18 protein-coding genes are annotated in these 20,459 nt (G+C 31.4%); 4 read left to right on the top strand and 14 right to left on the bottom strand.

From position 1 onward, the window contains the following. The first annotated feature begins 218 nt into the window (after positions 1–218). Both O5Y44_RS05040 and O5Y44_RS05035 read left to right on the top strand, forming a co-directional pair. Positions 219–899 (top strand): YdjY domain-containing protein, encoded by a 681-nt coding sequence (locus tag O5Y44_RS05040; protein WP_271965530.1) that lies wholly within the window; start codon positions 219–221, stop codon positions 897–899. Between the two features lie 195 nt (positions 900–1,094). Further along, entirely contained in the window at positions 1,095–2,282 is a 1,188-nt protein-coding gene (locus O5Y44_RS05035) for a TVP38/TMEM64 family protein (protein WP_271986678.1), read from the top strand. 61 nt (positions 2,283–2,343) lie between these two features. Here O5Y44_RS05035 and O5Y44_RS05030 read toward each other — a convergent pair whose 3' ends face one another. From O5Y44_RS05030 to O5Y44_RS05020, 3 genes are all read right to left on the bottom strand, one after another. Further along, positions 2,344–2,502 (bottom strand): hypothetical protein, encoded by a 159-nt coding sequence (locus O5Y44_RS05030; protein ID WP_271965532.1) that lies wholly within the window; start codon positions 2,500–2,502, stop codon positions 2,344–2,346. Positions 2,503–3,036: 534 nt separating this feature from the next. Continuing rightward, complete coding sequence (locus O5Y44_RS05025; RefSeq protein ID WP_371465654.1) at positions 3,037–5,577, bottom strand: ABC transporter permease; 2,541 nt, start codon at positions 5,575–5,577, stop codon at positions 3,037–3,039. Positions 5,578–5,656: 79 nt separating this feature from the next. After that, on the bottom strand, positions 5,657–6,358 hold the full coding sequence (locus O5Y44_RS05020; protein ID WP_316447097.1) for an ABC transporter ATP-binding protein: 702 nt from the start codon (positions 6,356–6,358) through the stop codon (positions 5,657–5,659). 183 nt (positions 6,359–6,541) lie between these two features. On the opposite strand from O5Y44_RS05020, the gene O5Y44_RS05015 reads away from it, so the two are divergent. Continuing rightward, a complete protein-coding gene (locus O5Y44_RS05015; protein ID WP_271965536.1) occupies positions 6,542–6,901 on the top strand; it encodes a Spx/MgsR family RNA polymerase-binding regulatory protein in 360 nt (119 codons plus the stop codon). Between the two features lie 137 nt (positions 6,902–7,038). Further along, positions 7,039–7,383 (top strand): 50S ribosomal protein L19, encoded by a 345-nt coding sequence (gene rplS, locus O5Y44_RS05010; protein ID WP_003147874.1) that lies wholly within the window; start codon positions 7,039–7,041, stop codon positions 7,381–7,383. Positions 7,384–7,578: 195 nt separating this feature from the next. Here the strand turns inward: rplS and O5Y44_RS05005 are convergent, their stop codons facing one another. The 11 genes from O5Y44_RS05005 to tpiA all read right to left on the bottom strand — a co-directional run bounded on the left by O5Y44_RS05005 (position 7,579) and on the right by tpiA (position 20,447). Then, positions 7,579–8,652, bottom strand: a complete 1,074-nt coding sequence (locus O5Y44_RS05005) for a PTS sugar transporter subunit IIC (RefSeq protein WP_316447098.1) — start codon at positions 8,650–8,652, stop codon at positions 7,579–7,581. Between the two features lie 153 nt (positions 8,653–8,805). Beyond that, complete coding sequence (locus O5Y44_RS05000) at positions 8,806–10,068, bottom strand: NAD(P)H-dependent oxidoreductase (RefSeq protein WP_371465652.1); 1,263 nt, start codon at positions 10,066–10,068, stop codon at positions 8,806–8,808. A 17-nt stretch (positions 10,069–10,085) separates the two neighbouring features. Beyond that, the gene (locus O5Y44_RS04995) at positions 10,086–10,799 is read right to left on the bottom strand and encodes an NADPH-dependent FMN reductase (protein WP_003147880.1); all 714 of its coding nucleotides are present in this window, start codon (positions 10,797–10,799) and stop codon (positions 10,086–10,088) included. A gap of 57 nt (positions 10,800–10,856) precedes the next feature. Then, a complete protein-coding gene (locus O5Y44_RS04990; protein ID WP_271986684.1) occupies positions 10,857–11,792 on the bottom strand; it encodes an FAD:protein FMN transferase in 936 nt (311 codons plus the stop codon). 843 nt (positions 11,793–12,635) lie between these two features. Beyond that, positions 12,636–13,328 carry an N-acetylmannosamine-6-phosphate 2-epimerase gene (locus O5Y44_RS04985; RefSeq protein WP_271986685.1) on the bottom strand — a complete coding sequence of 231 codons (693 nt, stop codon included), beginning with the start codon at positions 13,326–13,328 and terminating at the stop codon, positions 12,636–12,638. A gap of 4 nt (positions 13,329–13,332) precedes the next feature. Then, positions 13,333–14,160, bottom strand: coding sequence for a carbohydrate ABC transporter permease (locus O5Y44_RS04980; RefSeq protein ID WP_003147885.1), 828 nt, complete (start codon positions 14,158–14,160; stop codon positions 13,333–13,335). Between the two features lie 11 nt (positions 14,161–14,171). Next, positions 14,172–15,077, bottom strand: a complete 906-nt coding sequence (locus O5Y44_RS04975; RefSeq protein WP_271965479.1) for a carbohydrate ABC transporter permease — start codon at positions 15,075–15,077, stop codon at positions 14,172–14,174. 225 nt (positions 15,078–15,302) lie between these two features. Further along, positions 15,303–16,604 (bottom strand): ABC transporter substrate-binding protein, encoded by a 1,302-nt coding sequence (locus O5Y44_RS04970; RefSeq protein ID WP_271965480.1) that lies wholly within the window; start codon positions 16,602–16,604, stop codon positions 15,303–15,305. 54 nt (positions 16,605–16,658) lie between these two features. Next, complete coding sequence (locus tag O5Y44_RS04965) at positions 16,659–17,762, bottom strand: ABC transporter ATP-binding protein (RefSeq protein ID WP_316447100.1); 1,104 nt, start codon at positions 17,760–17,762, stop codon at positions 16,659–16,661. Between the two features lie 537 nt (positions 17,763–18,299). Then, entirely contained in the window at positions 18,300–19,616 is a 1,317-nt protein-coding gene (gene eno / locus O5Y44_RS04960) for a phosphopyruvate hydratase (protein ID WP_371465651.1), read from the bottom strand. Positions 19,617–19,682: 66 nt separating this feature from the next. Further along, a complete protein-coding gene (gene tpiA, locus O5Y44_RS04955) occupies positions 19,683–20,447 on the bottom strand; it encodes a triose-phosphate isomerase (RefSeq protein ID WP_003147890.1) in 765 nt (254 codons plus the stop codon). Positions 20,448–20,459: the final 12 nt, after the last annotated feature.

Below are 20,459 nucleotides of genomic sequence, written 5' to 3'. Positions count from 1 at the left end.
AAAATTATGTTAATTTATTTATTCAATAAATTTATATTTTTTTAATTTTTCAGCATATCTTTTATCAAAATAGAAAAATATTTTTTATATCATCTTTCAATATTTTAAACCTTTAAAATTAAATTTATAATATAATTCTTATAGATTATTGTTACCTTTTTATATAAATGTTATAATACAAATGTATAATAAAATTATAGAATAAGGAGGATTCGTTCATGAAACCAAAAAAATTATTATCAGTCCTTATGGCTGCTGGATTAGCATTTACTGCTGTTGGATGCAGTAGTTCATCTAATTCAACTTCACAAAATTCAAATCAACCAGCTGACTATGTAGCTGGAGTATCACTAGATAAACCAATAAAAGTAGATAAAGAAGCAGGTACTATTACTGTTCTTACAAAAATTAATGGTAAATACTTCGATGAAGCTACAAGACATAACTCTGTAGAACAAAGTGGTACAAATGGTGCAAAATCAATTTTTACAGCATTTGCTAAACCAGAAGAATTCTACAACGCTTTAATTGAAATTGGTGCAAAACCTGGAAATAATATGAATCCAAATAATGCAACTACTACTCACGTAGAAGGAACTCCAATCAAAGCAGAAATTACTTGGAATGGTGCCAAGAAAAAATATGATATCAATGAAGTTGTAAAAGATAGTAATGGAAAACAAATTGATTTCCGCTTCGGTGGTAACTTAGAGCGTGCAATCGACAAAAATACAGGATGTTTATCTTGTCTAGATAGTTGCCCAGTTGGAATTATCTCAAATACTACTTACACTTATGGAGCTGTTGAAACTCGTAAAGAAGTGAAATTTACTGGTAATGAAGATATTTTACCAGAAGACGGAACTTATGCAGCAGTAATTTACAGCATCAAAAAATAATAATTAACTATATTAATTATTACAACTACGTAAGATGTTTATATATATTCATAATAGCATATAAATATTTAATTTTCTTTTATAAAAACCCCTCAAATATTTATATACTATTAAAGGAGCGACTCTTTAAATTATAATTTCTCAAAAATTATAAATTTGTGTCGCTCCCCTATTTATGATACAAGGAGAAAATAAATGAAACGCTTAAGATTATTATTCTATTTCACAAGTGTTGGTATAGCTGTTGGTTACTTCTTCGCATTCTTACTGTTCTTCTTTACACAGTTTGAAATGCTAGCCGATCAAAGTCTTGTAATTTTTGTTTGGACTGTTTACGGTATAATGACAGGATTATATTTTAAACGTATCAATCGAAAATACACATTCTTCATTATAGAAGCTATTATACTTCTTATGGCTATATTTTCTGGTAAAACTAAAACTTTACTATATATAGCTCGTGAAGTGCTACATGCTGGATCACTTAATCAAATTAGAACTCCGTTCATCATTGGTGTTATTATTGTTAACTTAATAAACCTTTATATTATTCTAACACTATCTAAATACCAAAAAGTTTATACTAAAGACGAACTTAAAGCACTAAAACAAACAGAAGTAAAACTTAGTGACTTAAGAGAAGTAGATCCAGAAGAAGAGAAAAAATTAAAAGCACAACGTAAAAAAGTTAGATACATTACCCTTGCTTGCTTCGCAATCTTCTTTGTAGTTTATTTCACAGTACCAAGTTTTAAAACTGGTATTAACACAGCATTTGCCACTCTATCACAATTCGATACAAATGCAGTAATCGAATATTTACGTGGATGGGGAGCTTGGGCTGCCGTTGTTTCTGGAGTACTTATGGTTCTTCAATCAATCGCCGCTCCTATTCCAGCATTCTTAATCACATTGTCTAACGCAGCAATCTTCGGTTGGGTTGCTGGCGCTGCTTTATCTTGGTCTACAGCTATGCTTGGAGCAGCACTGTGCTTCTATATCGCCCGCGGACTAGGACGTGATGTAGTAGAAAAACTTACAAGTAAAGGTGCAATGGCTAGTATCGACGTATTCTTCGAACGATATGGAGACAAAGCTATCCTTATCTGTAGATTATTACCATTCGTATCTTTCGACTTTGTTAGTTATGCAGCAGGTTTAACAAACATGAGTTTCTGGAGATTCTTTATAGCTACAGGTGTTGGACAATTACCTGCAACTATCGTTTATTCATATGTAGGTGGTACATTATCAGGTGGTGTTAGAAACTTATTTATCGGATTAATGTGTTTATTCGCATTATCAATCGTTATCGGAATCATGAAAAAAATCTATAACGACAAACATAAAAAAGAAGAAGAACTTAGTTCTGCTTCTAACTAAATATTAAAATAAACAAAAGCAACTAGAGATAAAACATTCACCTCTAGTTGCTTTTATACTATTAAATATCTATTCCTTTTTGACTCAACTGTCTCATAAAGAAGAATTTTTCTGTACAAATTTCTACCTCATTATCTGTAGTTAGTCTGTTATCAATATAAACATCTATTCCATCTACTACATATTTTGAATACAATTGTGCATCAAATTTATCAGCCATCGAAACCACGACAGCTCTATCTACTCTCCCACCTCAACAAAACTGTTGAAACAGAGATACTAACACGTGTTTTTTATTTTTCTCATTTAATAATTTTTTCGCTTGATCATTAATTGTAATTTTCATTTTCTTCTCCTATTCTACTCTATTGCTTCTAGAGCTTCTACCATGTTTACTTTTTTTAATTTTTCATGCATTACTATCATTACTACTATAATAATCAATTTTGTATTAATTAAGAAGTGATTCCCACTTGGTTAAAATATTTCATAAATAGGAATTTTTCTACACCTATTTCTACATTTTCTCCTATATTTAATCTATAGTCAATATAAACATCTATTCCATCAACTATATATTTTGAATATAATTCTTTATCGAATTTACTTGCTATCGAAACCCCGATAACTTTATTTACTCCGCCACCTCAACAAGATTGTTGAAATAGTGATACTAATATATAGTTTTTATTCTTTTCTTTTAATAATTTTTTCGCTTCGTCATTTATTATAATTGCCATTTCTTTCTCCTATTCTACTCTATTGCTTTCAGAGCTTCTACCATGTTTACTTTTTTTAATTTTTTATGCATTACTATCATTACTACTATTGTAATTAATACTGTAATTCCAGACGCCAATAAATACACAACTAATGGCACTTTACTACTAAACATCATATCACGCCCCGCTAGTTCCAATATTATTTTCAAGTACATCCTATAGCCAAGATAGTTACCTAAGATAATACCTACCGCACTTAAGTAAAAAATTTCTCTAAATACATAAATAGTTACTTCACTTGGATAAAATCCAAGAACTTTTATCGTTGATAATTCTCTTATTCTCTCTGAAACATTTACATTTATTAAATTATATAATACTACAAGCGCTAACGTTAAAGAACAAATTACCATTACCGCAACTATAATATCAATCCCTTTTATAAAATTATCCAATATCTCTTGAATTTTTGAATTATCGCTTATATTTACTATATCCTTATTATTATGTAGGTTACTTACTATATTTTCTACAGTTTCTTTTCCACCTGTAGTTTGTACTAAAAATGTATTATCTTTATACTGTTTATTAAACACAGATTCATAATAATCTCTATTAATATATATTGTATGTCCAAAGTAATTTTTATTGATCTCTCCTACTGTGAGTGTATATTCCTTATTATTTACAACGACAGTAAAATTATCTCCTTTATTCAACTTGTGTAAGTATGCCAATTTTTCACTAACTACAGCTCCATTTTCAGGTATATTTATATTTTTATCACCACGGTCTTTCAAAGTAATATAATCTTTATAATCATTTTTATCGACTGTTATTAACTGTGCAGAGTCTATAATTTCATTATTACTCTCAAAAGTTGCAAGTTGAATATTTACTTTTGTATTAGCTTTAACATTCTTGTCCTCGCTAATCTCTTTTTGTAGTTTTTCTACACTTACACTATCTATATACGGATTATAAGTAGCTGCTATATCTACCTTATTAATAACTTTGAATTGTTCATTAGAAATATTTATTACTCCATAACGAATACCAAAACCTATAAACATAAGAGTCAGACACCCTGCAACTCCAAATATCGTCATTAACATTCTAATTTTATAACGGAAAATATTTCTAAAGGTTACCTTCCTTAAAAAGCTAAGTCTTGACCAGATAAATGGTACTTTTTCTAAAAATATCCTACTTCCTTTACTAGGTGCTTTAGGACGTAATAAGTACGCACTTTTCTCTCTAAGATTCTTTCTTAAAGGTATATAAATCGCTAAACTTATACATCCTAATGAAATAACAAAAGCTGCGATAAGTATACTTGGAGTGTATACTATCTCCGGTGTATTAAAGGTAAAGAACCTTGCATAAGAATTATATATTATCGGCACAATCACCAAATATGCCCCAATTATCCCTAAAATAGTTCCTATTAAAGTAGATAAACCTCCATACACAAAATACTTTTTAGAAATCTGATAATTACTATAGCCTAATGATTTAAGTGTTCCTATATTTATTCTATTTTCATCAATCATCCTAGTTAAAGTAGTTAGTGAAACTAAAATTGATACTACGAATAAAAATATAGAAAAAACATTTGCAACGAAAGTTAAACTACTTGCAGAATCTATAAACTGGGCATAATTTTTTAACCCTCTAATATTCTCTACTGAAAACCTTGGATAACTTTCTTCTTTAAGACTTATTCTTGCTATATTCAATTGTTTTTTATTTTCATCAATTTCTTTTTGAGCTTTATTTAGTTTTTCTATTTGCTCATTATAACTTTTACTATCAACATTTTTTAATAATTCTATTTTTGATTTAACAGCATTTAGTTGATCTTGGGCTTGATTTATAACCTTCTCATTTTCATTTAATTTTTTATTATTTTTATCTAAATAGTTTTTCTCATCAATATTCTGTTGAACTTTTAATTTCTCAATCAAATTATCTCTTGTTTTATTAACTTCAGTTATATAATCTTTATCACTATATTTATAATTAATATTTTTTAGTTTAATATTGACACCACTAACATTTTCAAACTTAAAGACATCCTTTTTCACATATCCAAAGTAATCTTTATTAGCTAGATTATTATTCGATACTTCTATATGATCCGCACCTTGTACAAAACCTACCACTCTAAATTTAAATTGTTTCAAAGTATTACTATCATTATTACTTGAAACGAAAGAAATTTCATCACCGATTTTATAACTACCTTGAAGTGATTCTACTAAAGCTATTTCACTTTCATTATTAGGTAAAGCCCCCTCAACAACCTTAGGTAAAACTAATTTTTCAGGTATAGACTCAACATTTACAAATTCATTACTATTTGTGATTTGTAATTTTTTTATATAATAACTCTCACTTATATCAATATTATCCATATCATTGATAAGTTTCATATCCGATTCGTTGATACCGTAATTATGACTTACTCTCAAATCATACATCTTATGGCGCTCTATATATTTATTATAAGTATTTACCATTGCAGGCGAAGTTTCTTTCAAACCTACAAATATAAAAACTCCTAGAAACATTATTATCATTATCGATATGAATTTTGACTTAGTCCGTGAGACTTCTCTTAATATATCTCTATTTATTGCTTTCATAATACTACCACTCTATCTCATCTATACTTTTAGGATTAGTATTTTGTGTTACTCTTTTTACTCTAGCATCATAGATTTCTATTACTTTATCAGCTGCTTCTGCAATGGAGCTATTATGAGTAATAATAATAACTGTTTTCTTCTCATCAACACTATATTTTTTTAATATATTTAATATATTCTTTCCAGTTTTATAATCTAAAGCTCCTGTCGGTTCATCACAAAGTAATAGTTTAGGGTTCTTAGCTATTGCTCTGGCTATAGCAACACGCTGTTGCTCACCTCCGGAAATTTGCGAAGGAAAATTATTCAATCTATTTTCTAAACCAACAAGCTTCAATATTTCAATTGCATCTTTTGGCTGTTTTACTATTTGTTCTGCCAATTCAACATTTTCCAAAACAGTTAAATTTGGAATTAAATTATAAAATTGGAATACAAATCCTATATCTTCTCTTCTATATTTTGTAAGTTCGTCTTCATTCAAACCAACTATTTCTTTTCCAAAGACATTAATAGATCCTTCACTGGCATTATCCATTCCACCTATAATGTTCAACAATGTACTTTTTCCAGCCCCACTAGGACCTAAAATCACTACAAACTCTCCTTCATTAATGTCAAAACTAATAGCATCATTAGCTATAACTTTATTGCTATCTTCACCATATACTTTAGAAACATCTTTTACAATTATTTTTTGCATAGTATTTCTCCTTTATTCCTATAATATAATTATATCACATATTATTTAATGTTTTAACTTAACCGCTTACTCTTAAACTTTCCTACTAAACAGATTTCTTTACAGTAAAAAAATTTAGTATTATAATATCGTAGACTAGTAAATTTTTACTGAAATTTCTGATTACAATAGAAAGGAGAATATATGCTAAACATTTATGAATATCCAACATGCTCGACATGTAGAAAAGCAAAAAAACTTTTAACTGAAAATAATATTGAAGCAACATACTACAATGTAAAGGAAAAAACACCTACAGTAGATGAATTTAAAAAAATAATCGAAACATTCGACTTACCGCTAAAAAAATTATTTAATACTAGCGGTCTGGTTTACAAAGAACTAGGATTAAAAGACAAGTTGGCTACATTATCTCTTGATGAGGCACTTCAACTACTTCATGAAAATGGAATGTTGATTAAACGACCACTTGCCTTTGATTTTAAAAATGACATTCTATTATTGGGATATAAAGAAGACATTTGGGAAAAAGCCCTTTTATAAAAAAATTATTAAATTATCTATTGATATTTATAAAAAATAATGTTATAATAGTCGAGATGTGAAAACATTAAATTACGATGTTCCTCTGTTAATCAAGCATTAATAAAGAACATTTTGTAAAAAAAGGAGAAAGAATAATGAGCAAAATCATTGAAGCGATTACTAAAGCGCAATTAAGATCAGACATTCCTGAATTCAAAGCTGGGGATACAGTAAGAGTACACGTTCGTATCGTTGAAGGTGGACGTGAGCGTATCCAACAATTCGAAGGAGTAGTTATCAAACGTCGTGGTGGAGGAATCTCTGCTACTTATACTGTACGTAAAATTTCAAACGGTGTTGGTGTTGAAAGAACATTCCCTGTTCACACTCCAAAAGTTGAAAAAATTGAAGTTGTACGTAAAGGTAAAGTTAGACGTGCTAAATTATACTACCTACGTAACTTACGTGGTAAAGCTGCTCGTATTAAAGAAGTACGATAATAAGAAAAAGCTTAAAAGCCCTATTACATCAGTAACGGGGCTTCTTTTTTTACTTTAATCATGTTTTGACCATGTTTATCAAAATTCATAATTTTACCCTAATTCTATTTTTATCTTCAACACCAACCAATACTATCAACAAAGAATATTAGTACAAAAAGAACTAGCTACTCACAATAGCTAGTTCTTAATATTTTATAAGTCTAATTTATAATCGTCTGCTTTTACGAATCCTTTTTTCTCCATATAGTAATATACTGCATATGAGATTATTGCTGGTAAAATAAAGTGTAATAACAAAATTTCAATTAATAATACCGAATGAGAAACATGATTAGACATTGTTTGCCATGTCATAAGTTGCCCTACAAGTCCAGATGTCCCCATACCGCCACCGGCAGGGTTATTCTCCATTCTACAAACAATTGTAGCAATAGGTCCTAGTATTGCACTAGCTACAATCGGCGGAATCCATATAACGGGTTTTCTCATGATATTCGGAACTTGCAGCATAGATGTTCCTAACCCTTGAGCAAAAAGTCCATTCCAACGATTAGCTTTGAAGCTTATTACTGCGAAACCAACCATTTGTGCTGCACAACCTACAGTTGATGCACCAGCTGCTATTCCAGATAATCCTAAAATAATCGACAACGCAGCAGAGCTTATAGGTAATGTCAAAATTATTCCCATTACTACCGAAACAACTATACCCATAATAAATGGTTGAAGTTCCGTCGCTTCTCTAATAAATGTACCTAAGATTTTCATACCTTTAATCAAGTAAGGTCCTGTGAAATATGAAACTATTGCACCTATTATAATAGTAATGAATGGAGTAACTATTATATCAATCTTTGTCTTACCTGAAACTAATCTACCAATTTCTGCTGCTATAACAACAGAAATAAATGCTCCTAGCGGATCCCCAGATCCTGTAACAATTAATTTGCCTTGTTCTACTAGATGATTCGTCCCAAGATTAGAACCAAAAGCACCTAGGAAACCTACTACACCTGAAGCCAAAATTACTAACTTAGGTGCTTTTAAGGCATGCGCTACCCCTATACCAATTACCGGCCCTGTTAAAGCCATTGAAATTGTAGCTACAACAATAAGAAAACTAGATAGTGCACCACTTAAATTTATAGCAATTTGTTTAATAATTAATCCAATAATTAACGTACAGAACAAACCTAATGCCATACCATTTAAGGCGACTATAAAGTATCTATGAAACAACTTTGATAATAAATTATTTTTATTCATATCAAACTCTCCGTATTTAGTAAAGATTATTTTGCACTTATTGTGCTTAACTACTATTATAACTCGTTTTTTCTTATTTTTCTCTAAAAATACTCCCAAAAAAGAAAAAGGTTTAGGTAATTTTACCTAAACCTTTTTTAATATTTTCTATTATTATGCTGAAGCTCCGCTTGTTGCGTCTGCTGCTGGCGCTGCTGCAGGTGCAGGTGCTGCCGCATGACCGTGTCCAGCATCTGAAGCTCCACTTGTTGCATCTGCTGCAGGTGCTGCTGCATATCCGTGACCTACTGGTACTCCATTTTTAACTAATGATTGACCAGTTTGTTTTAGGTACCAGTCAACGATTGGTTTGAAGTCTAAGATGTACTCGTTGATACCAGCATATTTACCGTTTTTATCGTACATTGCTTGATAGTTGTGCACTACGTATTTGTCTGGTCCGTGAGTTGGTACGTGTGTACGGAATACATCGATTTGTCCTGAACGTAGTAATCCTACTAACCAGTTTACACTCTTTTGTATTCTCTCTGGCTGATCTGGGTGAACTGCTGCTAATGAGCATCCAACTTGTCCAGGACGACGTTTTGCAAGCATTTCATAATCTTCTTTGTTGTAGTTGTAGTATAAGAATTGGTTATTACTATCAGCATAAGTTAATTCCATTGGCATAGAGTTTAAGAAGTAGTTAAGTTGGTCTACTGTTAAAAGACCACGGTCAAGTTTAACATATGTATCTCCAGATACAGCATTAACTTTCTCAGCTGCTAATTCAAGCCAGTTATCATCATTCATATCAACACCTTCAACTGTTGTATCACATTTTCCACTAGCTGTTAAGTCTTCTTTTGGTGTTGGTTTTCTTTCTGCTAATGATTGAGCTACTGTAGCAAATTTAACGAATTTAGTTAAGCACATACGTAAGTATCCTACTGTACGATCATCAACTAAGTTACCTTCAGCATCAAATGCTTCTTTAGCTTTTCCTAAAAGGAACTCGTTACCTGGGAATACGATTGCATTAACACCTGGAGCGTCTAAGATTTGACGTAAGTGTAATTGAGCACGAGATGATCCTTGATCATAGTATGAAGCTCCAAGTACCATTACTGGTTTGTTTTCAAGTGGGTGTAATTCGAATGATAACCACTCTAATGCACTCTTAAGTGATGCAGTAATTGTGTGGTTGTGCTCAGGTGTAGCGATGATAACACCATCAGCTTGTAAAATTTTACGGTTCATTACTAATAAATCTTTGTTTTCTCTTGAATGATCTTCATCTTGGTTAAACATTGGTAAGTTAGTAATGTCTAATAATTCTAAAGTGAATAAATCTTTATATTCTTTTGCTATAAATTCCATTAATTTGCGGTTATAAGAAACTTCCGCGTTTGAACCTACGATTCCTACTAATTTCATGTGTCTACACTCCTATCCTATTTTAAATCTTCCCAAGAGAAGTTTTCAATTTCTTTTTCAGCTAATTTATGTGCATTAATTAATTTTTCAGTAATTTTAATGAATAATAAGAAATCAGCAAATAAGCTATCTAATTTAGCTACTGTTTCTGGGTTAGAAATATCTCCAGCTTCGTCAAAAGCTTGTAAAGAATGTCCTAATAAGAACTCAGAACTTGGCATTACACGTGCTTTAACTTCTGGTGAATCCATCATTTGACGTAAGTGAGCTTGTGCACGAGATGATCCAAGAGTTCCGTATGAAGCTCCTGTTAACATTACTGGTTTGTCAAGTAATGGGTGAATTCCATAAGATAACCAAGCGATTGCACTCATTAATGATGCAGGTACTGCGTGGTCATACTCAGGTGAACTGATGATAACTCCGTCAGCTGCTTCAATTTTAGCTGCAATTTCTTTAACTCCTTCAGGTAATTCTTTATTAGCTGGTTTGTTGAATAAAGGAAGATCTTTAATTTCAACTAATTCGATGTCAGCTTTACCTGCAAAATGTTTTTGAATATATTGTAAAAGTTGGCGGTTTGTAGATTTTTTAGAGTTTGTACCAACTAGACCAATTAATTTTACCATGTTTTTGTTTCCTCTCTCTTTTTTTGTACTATCTACTTTATTTGTATCTAGATTTTCTTGTCTTGTTTTTTTAACATTTTTTTTGTTTTTTACTTCAGCCACTTTAATAGAGCCTCCTTAAATTAATAGTATTTTCAGTATTCTTCAAGATATTATCAGCTAACATATTATTTTATCTAGCACTCCGCTTGTATAATAGATTTTACCTTCAATTGTTACAACAACACCTTCTATATCAGGTAAACTATCTATTTCATCCATAATATCTTCGACATTTTTTCCAAATAGTCTTGTCGTCCAAATTTCTCCATCCACTGAGGCTGTTGAAATTATAGACAAACCTGCTACATTTGTTTCAACGGGATAACCAGTTTTCGGATTCAATATATGATGATAAGTTTTTCCGTTTTCTGTGTAATTACGTTCATAAATACCAGAAGTTACAACAGATTGATTTTTTATACCTATAGTAAATAAGTGATTCCCTCTAGGTTCCACAGGATTTTGAATACCTATGCGCCACATTAAATCTGGATTATGCTTAGCATCACCAAATGTTAACACGTTTCCACCTAGATTAATTAATCCCGCGTCTACACCTCTTTTTTTCAAATATTCAATCATTAAATCAGCAATATACCCTTTTGCTACGGCACCTAAATTAATAGCCATACCTTTCTTAGCAAGATAGACAGATTGTTCTTCTTCATTGAGAATTATTTGATTAGGATCTGTTATTTCTAATAGACTATCAATTTCTTGTTTTGTTGGAACCTTGACATCATTAAATCCTATTCTCCATGTCTGCACAATTGGTCCAATAGCTATGTTTAAAAAGCTATTAGGAGCACAGCTGTGAAGTTTTCCAATTTTTATCAAATCAAATAAATCTGGATGAACTTTGACAGCTTTAATACCTGCATTATGATTTACAACCATAAGTTCAGAACTATCATCGTTTGCACTAAATCTATGCTCATACATCTTTAACATTTCCACAGCATCATCTAAAATATTTTCAGCATCAATGCTATCAAAAATAAGAATATCTATATGAGAACCCATTAATTTTAAGGTCTTTCTTCTTAAATTCATTTTTTTACACCTTACAATAAAAAATTTATTTGCTTAAGATAACTAAATATGTTGTATACATCTACAAGAAACCTGTTATTAAAAGACAAAGTAATAATAGATAATTAATACTTTAATTACATTATATAACAGAAATAACTTCAAATCAACAAAATATTTCACTCGTAAAGACTGACTTAATACCAATTTTCATTAAAAAACACAATAAAAATTAACTGAGTTTATATTTCTTTATATAAAAAATCTACAAATATAAACAGATATATACAGTAAAGAAACCTGAAAACCTTTAATTTATTAGATTTTCTTAAACTTTATATTTTTATTTAATTTACTAAATTTAAAATATTATAAAATTATAAAAATACAAATATAAGTTTAAAAAAAATATATTTACATCAAATTATTTCATATTTTCATTGATTTTCATTTTTAATTAAAAATGGAAATGCAATTTCAAAATTAATATTATAATAAATAAAAAGCTATCGATTAGCCCTAAGCTAGGTTAATATTTTCCAACTTTAAACCAATCAATAGCTCTAATTTAATTTTTTACTTTTAACTTAATTTTTCTAACCGTGAAAATGAGCACATTCATTACAATACTTGAAAACACTATTGGTAAATATACATTAAGAACAGATGCTCCAACCTCTTGACCCTCTATCAATTTATAATATATTCCAATGAATAATACAGCTAATGCTAGAGCATTTATCAATAATGGAGAAAGCCATATCTTTTTAAATGCTATATTCAATATATGTGTTATAAACCATGATCCAAGTATATACCATTTACTATAGGTATACCAATATGCTAATAAAACTAATACACTCATTATCTCAACTCACTTAAAAATCTTGTTGCAATTTCTTGCGGTCTTGTTATCGCTCCACCAACAACTATACAATGCGCCCCTGCTTCAAACGCCTGTTTTGCTTGTTGTGGAGTATGAATTTTACCTTCTGCTATAACAGGAACTTTTACATTTTCTACGATTTCTCTTACCAAGCTAGGATTAAATTGTTTAGAGTCTTCTGTATATGGAGTATACCCATTCATAGTAGTCCCTACAAAATCAACTCCCGCTCTTTCCGCTTCAATTGCTTCTTCTAAATTAGAAATATCCGCCATCAACAAGACATTTGGATATTTTTCTTTAATTTCTTTTACAAATTCACTAGGAGTTTTATCATCTCCTCGTTCTCTATTTGTACAATCCAAAGCAATTATATCAGAATTAGCTTCTACCAATTTATCTACTTCTTCCATTGTAGCCGTTATATAAGAAGCATATCCTTCATATGATTTTTTTATTATACCAATTACCGGTAAATTCGTTTGTTCTTTTATTTGTTTAATATCTAAAACACCTTGAGCTCTGATAGCTTTTACACCTGCATTTTTTACAGCTTGTGCCATTAAACACATCACTCCACCTTCTTCTTTATATAAAGCTTCTCCTGGTAAAGCTTGACAAGAAACTATCATTTCTCCTTTTAGATATTCTAATAATTGTTGTTTTTCCATAATATTATCCTTTCACGGCTCCTAAAGTAACACCTTGAGTAAAGTAATTTTGGAAACAGATAAACACGATTATCATAGGTAATGATGCTAATGATGCCCCTGCCATTAGTAGTCCATAGTCATTAGAGAACTCTTGTCCTTGTGCTAACGCCGCTAATCCTAATGGTAATGTAGACATATCAGGTGTGTTAGAAAAGATTAATTGTGAGAAGTAATCATTCCAACTAGCTATAAATGTAAAGATTGCTAATGCACCAATACCTGGTTTAATGATCGGTAATGCAATGTTCATAAATGTCCTTACTTCACCGCAACCATCAATTCTTGCTGATTCAAGTAATTCTGTTGGAATTGCTTGTGAGAATTGTCTCATTAAGAATACTCCAAATGGCCATCCTACCGCTGGTAAAATCAATGCATAGTAAGTATTCATTAAGTTAAATTCAGTAATTAAGTTTAATAAAGGTATTAAAATTACTTGTTTTGGTAACGCCATCGCAGCAACAAAGACCATGAAAATTACTTTAACTCCTGGGAAATTTTTCTTAGCTAATGCATATCCTGCTAATGCAGATGTCGCACATACTAAGAATGTTGTCATTACTGAAATAAATACTGAGTTGAAAAACCATCTTAGAGTATTTGATGTGAATAACTTATTATAATTTTCCAAAGTTGGAGATGTCGGCCACCATTCAGGTGGAATTGTTATTGCTACATCTTGTAACTTAAACGATCCCGATGCAATCCAGTAGAATGGAAATATAAAGAATATAGTTAATCCGATCAATATTATCATAGATACTATTTTAAAAATACTAATACTTTTCATCCTAAATCCTCCTAATCATTGTCTGTAGATAGAAACTTGAATTGTAAGATAGAAATTATTCCAATAATCACCGCAAGGATAATACCCATCGCACTAGCTACACCATGATTTCCGTTTTTAATTGCTGCTTCATATACTAAATACATAATTGTACTTGTTCCGTAGTTCGGTCCCCCAGCTGTTAATAACTGAATTAAGGCGAAAATTTGGAACGAGTTAATTGTTGTTACAACTACAATATATAATGTTGTTGGCTTAATAAGCGGCCAAGTAATTTTTGTAAATACTTGCCATTTTGTTGCTCCGTCAATTTCAGATGCTTCTAATAATTCTTTTGGTACGTTACCTAAAGCAGCAACATAAAGAATTATCGGTTGACCTAACGAAGTAGTAATAAGAATCGTAATAATAGCATATAATGCTGTTTTTGGATTCCCTAACCAATCGACATTTTCATTAATTATGTGCATAGACTTAAACACATAGTTTAAAATTCCATATTCTGGATGATAAATCCAAGCCCAAACCACTGTGACAGATACTACAGAAGAAATAGCTGGGATATAGAATACTCCACGGAAGAATGATCTTACTACAGCACTCTTATTATAAATTGTTACCGCAACAAATATTGAAACTAATACAACTATCGGTACTGCAACTACAGTTACGACAACTGTATTAATAAGAGATTTCATAAATGGTTCGTGGATTGTTGCTCCATTTCCACTGAACAATAAATCTGAATAATGTTTTAATCCTACAAATACTGGATTTTTCTTAGCAAAACTATATAATGATAACTGAAGTCCACGTAACATCGGGACCAAAACAAATGTTATAAAAAATACACTAACCGGCAAAATAAATAAATATGCACTAAAGTCTATTTTTTTTCTTTTCTTAGTAGTCTTCATAGCTCCTCCTAAAAAGTTATTATTTTATCTTAAAAAGGGAGTGACTCAAAAATCGTGATTTTCGAAGAAATCGATTTTGTCGAGTCACCCCCGCACAGTTTATTAGATATCTAAAAAGATTTTATAAAGCGAATTTAGATATCAATAAACCACTGCGTCTATGAGTTTTCATATAAACCTTGTTAAAATTTAGGGCTTTTGGGGCAGCCCCCTTTATACGTCAAATTACAATGCTTCTTTTATTGTTTTATTTGCATCTTCAACAAATTTATCTAATCCTTCTTTAGGTGAAGTTTTTCCGTTTAATACACCTTGAACCATATTGAACCAAAGTGGTCTCATTTTAGCAAATCCAGGAATTGTGTTATAGTATGTTCCATATTGACTTGTTAGACCTTCTGCGAATTTAAGTTCTTCTGAATCATATAATCCTGTTTCACCTTTTTTAGCTGAGAAGTTACCAGATGCTAATAGAGTACGTTTACCCCAATCTTTATCATTTACCATGAAGTCAACGAATTTTTTAGCTGCTGCTGCTTTATCTACATCACCATTATCGAAGATAGCTGGTCCAGCTACTAAGTAGTCATATTTAGCTTTTCCACCATTGTTAGGGAATGGTAAGAATTTATAGTTAAATCCTGATGCATGTGATGCTGCGATACCTGGTGAGAATAAGATTGTAGTTGCTGCACGTCCTGATTTGAATGCTTCTAGAGCATCTTTAGCTTCTAAGGCAACACCTTGACCTAATAAACCTTCATCATATGCTTTTTTAACCCATTCTAAACCTTTAACACCGTTAGCGTCGTTAATAATATATTTGCTGTTTGCATCATCTGTAATCCAAGAGTTGTATAAGTTTGCTACAAATGCTCTTGGTCCTTGGTCTCCTGCTTGTGATTTAGTATAGAATAAAGCTGGAGTGATGTTTGAATCTTTTTGTTTAACTGCTTTTAAGAATTTTTCATATTCTTCAACTGTCCAACTTCTATCTTGTTTGTTAAGAGGTAGAAGATCTGTTACTCCTAATTTGTCAGTTAAGTCTTTGTTTACACCCATTAAGAATGGTGCTACCCCTTGTGGATACATGTAAAGTTTGTCTTTGTAACTAGAAGCTTTAACTGCTGCTTCACTTAATTTTGATTTATCAACATCATCTAATGGAACTAATAAATCTTTTGCTGCCCAAGCAATTACACGACCTGGTGCATCGTAAATTACGTCTGGAGCAGTTTTTGACTGAATAGCTGTTTCTATTTTAGCTGGCCCATCTGTAAATTCTATTTTTTGATAATTTACTTTAATATTTGGGTTTTTCGCTTCGAAAGCTTTAATTAAAGCTGCATCGAAATCCTCAGTTTTCTTAAATTCTTTATCTTTAGTGAATTGTGGGAAGTCCCAATAAGTAATTTCTACTTTTTTGTTCGGGTCAGCTTGTTTTTCTTCTTTTTTACCACCCACACACCCTGTTAAAACAAGTGCAGTTGTTGCTGCTACAGCAAGCAGCTTATTTATTTTTCTCATAATATGAGCCTCCTTATTATTTTATGTTTTTAAAAATTTGACGTCTTATTTAAACTAATCTAAAATACTAAGCTCAGTATCTACATCAAAGAAATGAGCTCTATTCATATCTAGCGCAAAAGTTAATTCATCACCCATTTTAATATTTTGTCTTGAGTGTACGATTGCTTTGATATTTTCTCCATTTAAATCAGTATGAACGATATATTCAGAACCTAATAACTCAGCCACAATTACTTTTGAAGTAATTTTAGCATGTGAATAAGTTTCTAATACTAACGGATCATTTGAAATATTTTCAGGTCGAATTCCTAAAACAACTTCTTTCCCTTCGTATCCTAATTCTTTTAATTTTTCATAATATCCAACAGGAATCTCAATATTCCCGCCATCTTTTGTAATAAAGTTACCTTCTACAACTTTTCCTCTCATGAAGTTCATAGTTGGTGCTCCAATAAATCCAGCTACAAAAAGATTTTCAGGATGATCATAAATATCTTTCGGACTTCCTACTTGTTGAACTACACCTTTTTTCATTACAACAATTCTGTCAGCCATTGTCATTGCTTCAGTTTGATCATGTGTTACATAGATTGTAGTTGCACCTAAAGTATTATGAATTTTAATGATTTCCGCTCTCATATTACTTCTTAGTTTAGCATCTAAGTTAGATAGAGGTTCATCCATAAGGAAAACCTTAGGACTTCTAACTATTGCTCTTCCTAATGCAACCCTTTGTCTTTGACCTCCAGAAAGTGCTTTAGGTTTTCTATCTAAAAGTTCTTCTAGTCCTAAAATCTTTGCTGCTTCTTCTACTTTGGCCTTAATTTCATCTTTTGGAACTTTTCTTAATTTTAAAGCGAATGCCATATTATCAAATACTGTCATATGTGGATACAATGCATAACTTTGGAATACCATTGCGATATCTCTATCTTTAGGTTCAACATCATTAACTAATCTATCCCCTATATAAAATTCTCCTTCAGTTATATCTTCTAGACCAGCAATCATTCTAAGTGTTGTAGATTTTCCACATCCAGATGGTCCAACAAAAACTACGAATTCCTTATCGGCTACTTCTAAATTAAAATCTGTTACCGCACAGAAACCATTATCATATTTTTTATAAATATTTTTTAATGATAAACTTGCCATATTAGCCTCCTGTTAATTTAATATTTATCTTTTCTCTAAAATAGTATCACATATGAAACCGCTTGTAAAGATTTTTGTTCGTTAATTTAATGTTGTAACTTTCAAAATAATCCATTATTTTTTTATTTCATTTAAACAATAATCAAACTTGTATATCAACAAAACATGGCTAACACAAATAAAAAGAACATTTATAAGAGAAAAACAAACATTTGTTCAGTTATTTTTTTATTATATTTATTTAATCATTTATATACTAAATTTAACACATTAACACTAATATGAATTTTAATACCTTTTTAAAATATCTAAATTTACCTATTTTCATTTTTAAATTACCTTTTAGTTTATAATACAATATTGCAATCGTTTTACATTTTTATATTTTACATTTGACTAGACAGATACTGAATTTATTTCATTTAATATATTTCAAATATGCCTTAATATTTTTTTATATTTCAATAAGTAAAAATATAATTATTTAAACAAAAAAAGCAAGAGCCTTTAGCTCTTGCTTCTTTTAAAATATTCTAATTAGCGTTTGATGTTGTAGAATGCTTGAACACCTGGGTATACAGCTGTAGCATCTAATTCATCTTCAATACGTAATAATTGGTTGTATTTAGCAATACGGTCTGTACGGCTAAGAGAACCTGTTTTAATTTGTCCAGCGTTAGTTGCAACTGCGATATCTGAGATTGTAGAATCTTCAGTTTCTCCAGAACGGTGAGAAACTACAGCTGTGTAACGAGCACGTTTAGCCATTTCAATAGCGTTTAGAGTTTCAGTTAAAGTACCGATTTGGTTAACTTTAATTAGGATTGAGTTACCAACACCTTGTTCGATACCTTGTGATAATTTTTTAGTGTTAGTTACGAATAAATCGTCCCCTACTAATTGCACACGGTTACCGATACGGTCTGTAAGTAATTTCCATCCTTCCCAGTCGTTTTCATCCATACCATCTTCGATAGTGATGATTGGGTATTTGTTTACTAATTCTTCTAAGTAATCAACTTGTTGTGCTGAAGTACGAACTGCTCCACCTTCACCTTCGAATTTAGCGTAGTTGTACACTCCGTTTTCGTAGAATTCAGAAGACGCACAGTCAAATCCTAAGAATACATCTTTACCTGGTTCTAATCCAGCAGCTTTAATCGCAGCTAGGATAGTTTCAACAGCATCTTCAGTTCCTTCGAATGTTGGAGCAAATCCACCTTCGTCACCTACTGCAGTTGATAAACCACGGTTGTGTAATAATTTAGCTAAGTTGTGGAATACTTCAGCTCCCCAACGTAAAGCTTCTTTGAATGTAGGAGCACCCACAGGTAAAATCATGAACTCTTGGAATGCGATTGGAGCATCTGAGTGAGATCCACCGTTTACGATGTTCATCATTGGAGTTGGTAATTCTTTAGCGTTAGTTCCTCCTAAGTATCTGTATAGAGGTACTCCTAAAGAATCAGCTGCAGCGTGAGCTACTGCTAAAGATACACCCAAGATAGCGTTAGCTCCTAGACGTCCTTTGTTTTCAGTTCCATCTAATTCGATCATAGCGTAGTCAATTCCTACTTGATCAAATACGTCGAATTTACCTTCTAATAAAGGTGCGATTTCTTCATTAACGTTAGTTACAGCTTTAGTTACACCTTTACCTAGGTAACGTCCTTTGTCTCCATCACGTAATTCAACTGCTTCGTATTGTCCAGTTGAAGCTCCTGATGGTACTAATGCACGTCCAAATGCTCCTGATTCAGTTGTTACTTCAACTTCTACAGTTGGGTTACCACGTGAATCTAAAACTTCTCTTGCATATACTTCTGCGATAATATCAAATGTTTTTGCTAACATTAACTTTCTCCTTATTGTTTAAATTTATAATTCTATTATACTATAATTTATTTATTTTTGCTAAAATTAAGCTAATTTTCCACCTTCTAGAAGTGCTAAGAATGATTCAGCTTCTAGAGATGCTCCACCTACTAATGCACCATCAACATCTGGGCATGATAGGTATTCTTTAACATTTTCAGGTTTAACTGATCCACCGTATTGAATACGAACTTTTTCAGAAACTTCTTTACCGTATAATCCTTCAACTACATCACGAACTGCTTTACACATTTTTTGTGCATCTTCTTTTGTAGCAGATTTACCAGTTCCGATAGCCCAGATTGGTTCATAAGCGATTACTGATGAAGCTACTTGTTCAGCTGTTAAGTCAGCTAAAGCACCTTTTACTTGAGCTCCTACGAACTCAGCTGCTTTTCCTGCTTCGTATGTTTCAAGACTTTCTCCACAGCAGATGATTGGTAATAATCCATTAGCAAAGATAGCTTTTGCTTTTTTATTAATATCTTCATCTGTTTCGTGGAAGTAATCACGACGTTCAGAGTGACCGATTACTACATAGTTTACTCCCATTTCAGATAATACTTTAGGTGAAGTTTCACCTGTGTAAGCTCCTGAATTTTCAAAGTAACAGTTTTGAGCTGCAACTTTTAATCCTGTTCCTTCTGCCGCACTAAGTACTGCACTTAAATCTACAGATGGAGCTGCAATTCCTGCTTCTACTTTATCTGATGATGGTAATTTTCCAGCAAGAGCTTCAACAAACGCTTTAGCTTCTTGTGGGTTTTTGTTCATTTTCCAGTTTCCTGCGATAAATGGTAATCTTGACATGATGTTACTCTC

It is taken from the genome of Gemella sp. 27098_8_155, from assembly GCF_041433725.1.
GTDB classification, from domain to species: domain Bacteria; phylum Bacillota; class Bacilli; order Staphylococcales; family Gemellaceae; genus Gemella; species Gemella haemolysans_D.
Note: the sequence above shows the minus strand (reverse complement) of the source record. Positions and strands in the feature narration are given on the sequence as shown.

Coding starts and splice junctions, on each gene's coding strand:
- O5Y44_RS05015 (WP_271965536.1), top strand. CDS start 6,542: ATGCTAAACATTTATGAATATCCAACATGCTCGACATGTAGAAAAGCA.
- O5Y44_RS05040 (WP_271965530.1), top strand. CDS start 219: ATGAAACCAAAAAAATTATTATCAGTCCTTATGGCTGCTGGATTAGCA.
- O5Y44_RS04990 (WP_271986684.1), bottom strand. CDS start 11,792: ATGAATTTAAGAAGAAAGACCTTAAAATTAATGGGTTCTCATATAGAT.
- O5Y44_RS05005 (WP_316447098.1), bottom strand. CDS start 8,652: ATGAATAAAAATAATTTATTATCAAAGTTGTTTCATAGATACTTTATA.
- O5Y44_RS05035 (WP_271986678.1), top strand. CDS start 1,095: ATGAAACGCTTAAGATTATTATTCTATTTCACAAGTGTTGGTATAGCT.
- O5Y44_RS05020 (WP_316447097.1), bottom strand. CDS start 6,358: ATGCAAAAAATAATTGTAAAAGATGTTTCTAAAGTATATGGTGAAGAT.
- O5Y44_RS04965 (WP_316447100.1), bottom strand. CDS start 17,762: ATGGCAAGTTTATCATTAAAAAATATTTATAAAAAATATGATAATGGT.
- O5Y44_RS04980 (WP_003147885.1), bottom strand. CDS start 14,160: ATGAAAAGTATTAGTATTTTTAAAATAGTATCTATGATAATATTGATC.
- eno (WP_371465651.1), bottom strand. CDS start 19,616: ATGTTAGCAAAAACATTTGATATTATCGCAGAAGTATATGCAAGAGAA.
- rplS (WP_003147874.1), top strand. CDS start 7,039: ATGAGCAAAATCATTGAAGCGATTACTAAAGCGCAATTAAGATCAGAC.
- O5Y44_RS05030 (WP_271965532.1), bottom strand. CDS start 2,502: ATGGCTGATAAATTTGATGCACAATTGTATTCAAAATATGTAGTAGAT.
- O5Y44_RS04985 (WP_271986685.1), bottom strand. CDS start 13,328: ATGGAAAAACAACAATTATTAGAATATCTAAAAGGAGAAATGATAGTT.
- O5Y44_RS04975 (WP_271965479.1), bottom strand. CDS start 15,077: ATGAAGACTACTAAGAAAAGAAAAAAAATAGACTTTAGTGCATATTTA.
- O5Y44_RS05000 (WP_371465652.1), bottom strand. CDS start 10,068: ATGAAATTAGTAGGAATCGTAGGTTCAAACGCGGAAGTTTCTTATAAC.
- tpiA (WP_003147890.1), bottom strand. CDS start 20,447: ATGTCAAGATTACCATTTATCGCAGGAAACTGGAAAATGAACAAAAAC.
- O5Y44_RS05025 (WP_371465654.1), bottom strand. CDS start 5,577: ATGTTTCTAGGAGTTTTTATATTTGTAGGTTTGAAAGAAACTTCGCCT.
- O5Y44_RS04970 (WP_271965480.1), bottom strand. CDS start 16,604: ATGAGAAAAATAAATAAGCTGCTTGCTGTAGCAGCAACAACTGCACTT.